Here is a 1,815-nt window from a genome sequence, read left to right on the forward strand (position 1 = left end):
GCGGCCACCACCCGGGTGTCGTTGAGCTGCAAGCCGTCCGCGGCGTCGACGGCGATCGGCGAGTTCGCCAGGCCGGCCCGGTGCATCGACGCATACAAGAAATCGCCGGAGCGGTCGCCGGTGAACACCCGGCCGGTCCGGTTGGCGCCGTTGGCCGCCGGAGCCAGGCCGACGATCAGCACCCGCGGACGCGCGGCACCCCAGCCCGGCACCGGCCTGCCCCAATACGGCTGATCGGCGAATGACCGCCGTTTGGTCAGCGCCGACTCTTCGCGCCACTCGACCAGCCGTGGGCAGGCCCGGCACACCGACACCTCGGCGTCGAGCTGCGCCAGCGTTTTCGTGGCGGCGGCCATCGCGTCTACCTGCGCCTGATCCGACGCGACCACCGTGCGGGCAGTCGCGGGATCGCCGGGCCACCCGCTGCCTGGCGGCACCGGGGAGTCGAAGAGCGCACCGGTCCGCGGATGGGCGAGGTTCACCGCTCCACTGTGCACGAACGCGGCGGTCGGGTGGGATGAGGATCTCCGTAAGATCGCGGTCATGGCCGCAGACGCGCTGGCCGGCCTGATCGCCGAGCTGCCCGAGGGAACGGTGGTCACCGATCCCGCGATCACCGAGGGATATCGGCAGGATCGAGCCCTCGATCCGTCGGCCGGAAAGCCGGTCGCAGTGGTGCGGCCGCGGCGGACCGAAGAAGTTCAGACCGTGCTGCGGTGGGCCACCGCCAACCACGTTCCGGTGGTGACCCGCGGTATGGGCACCGGCCTGTCCGGCGGCGCGACCGCGGTGGACGGCGGGATCGTGTTGTCCACGGAAAAGATGCGCGACATCGTCGTCGATCCGGTCACCCGGACCGCGGTCTGCCAGCCCGGGCTGCTCAACGCCGAGGTCAAGAAGGCGGTCGCCGAACGCGGCCTGTGGTATCCGCCCGACCCGTCGTCGTACGAAATCTGCAGCATCGGCGGCAACATCGCGACCAACGCCGGCGGCCTGTGCTGCGTGAAATACGGCGTCACCACCGACTACGTCCTCGGCGTGCAGGTTGTGTTGGCCGACGGCACTGCGGTCCGGCTGGGCGGCCCCCGGCTCAAAGACGTTGCGGGACTGAGCCTGACCAAGTTGTTCGTCGGCAGCGAAGGCACGCTGGGCATCATCACCGAGGTGACGCTGCGGTTGGTGCCGCCACAGCAGCCGATGAGCACGGTGGTCGCCAACTTCGCCTCGATTGAAGCCGCCGCCAAGGCGGTGCTCGGGGTGACCTCGCGGCTGCGCCCGGCGATGCTGGAGTTCATGGACTCGGCCACCATCAACGCGGTCGAGGACAAGCTGCGGATGGGCCTGGACCGCGATGCGGCCGCGATGCTGGTCGGCACCTCCGACGAACGCGGCCAAGCGGGTAGCGACGACGCCGAGTTCATGGCCGCGACGTTTACCGAATTCGGTGCAACGGAAGTCTTTTCGACCGACGACCCAGATGAGGGCGAGGCGTTCGTCGCCGCCCGCCGGTTCGCCATCCCCGCGGTCGAGGAGAAGGGGCCGCTGCTGCTCGAAGACGTCGGTGTGCCCTTGCCGGCGCTGGCTGACCTGGTCGGTGGGATCGCTCGCATTGCTGAACAGCGCGACCTGATGATCGCGGTGATCGCGCACGCCGGCGACGGCAACACCCATCCGCTGATCGTGTACGACCCCGACGACGCCGCGATGAGTGAGCGGGCCCAGTTGGCCTACGGCGAGATCATGGATCTTGCAATGGATCTGGGCGGCACGATCACCGGCGAACACGGGGTCGGACGGCTCAAGCATCCCTGGCTC

General features: G+C 69.4%; 2 protein-coding genes. One reads left to right on the forward strand and one right to left on the reverse strand.

Translation table 11 applies throughout. The annotated features are described in order from the left end of the window. Positions 1-482 (reverse strand): uracil-DNA glycosylase family protein (locus WAN02_RS27825; protein WP_422268470.1); only part of this gene is annotated, 482 nt, incomplete at its 3' end. A 61-nt stretch (positions 483-543) separates the two neighbouring features. Here WAN02_RS27825 and WAN02_RS27830 point away from each other — a divergent pair. Further along, positions 544-1,815, forward strand: a 1,272-nt coding sequence (locus WAN02_RS27830) for an FAD-binding oxidoreductase (protein WP_422268472.1), incomplete at its 3' end; no start/stop codon positions are given.

The organism is Mycobacterium sp. (assembly GCF_049281135.1).
Lineage (GTDB): Bacteria > Actinomycetota > Actinomycetes > Mycobacteriales > Mycobacteriaceae > Mycobacterium.